This is a genomic window from Streptomyces katrae (assembly GCF_000966975.1).
Classification (GTDB): domain Bacteria; phylum Actinomycetota; class Actinomycetes; order Streptomycetales; family Streptomycetaceae; genus Streptomyces; species Streptomyces katrae.
This window is the reverse complement of record NZ_JZWV01000761.1, coordinates 1-497: the sequence shown is the minus strand read 5'-3', so window position 1 is coordinate 497 and position 497 is coordinate 1. Positions and strand designations below refer to the sequence as shown.

Genomic DNA, 497 nt, shown 5'->3' with positions numbered 1-497 from the left:
CGGTACGTCAGGGCCACGCCGGCCAGGACCGCTGCCGCGCCGGCGCCGAGCACCGCCGCGACGCCGGCCCACGGGTACGGAGCGCCGAGGGTGCCGTCGAGGGGGTTGAAGAAGGCGACCCCGCCGACGATGTGCAGCGTGACCACGGCCAGCGTGGCCACCGCCGCCCCCCGCCACACCGCCGGGGTGTCCCGGACGGCGAGCAGGGCGCCGAGCGGCAGGCAGAGCAGGGCCACCGCCAGGGGCACCAGCCGGCCGGGCTCCGGCGGTTCCGCGAGGTTCCCCGGCAGGTGCAGCACCCCGCAGAACAGCAGGGCGGCTGCGGTGGGCCAGCGCAGGACGTGGCCCAGCACCCCCCCGCGCCGTGCCGCACGGGCCGCACGGGCCGCTATGGCCTCGGCCACGTCGGGCGCGGGACGGACGGGTACCGCGCGGGCGGCGCGGACCGGCGGGGGCTGCGGGAGGGGGTCCGGGGGCGCGGGCGGCGCGGACCCGGC

General features: G+C 81.1%; 1 pseudogene. It reads right to left on the bottom strand.

Features of this window, described 5'->3' with window-relative positions:
• A pseudogene (locus VR44_RS26015) lies at positions 1-404 on the bottom strand (hypothetical protein); the annotation flags it as partial.
• Positions 405-497 lie beyond the last annotated feature (93 nt).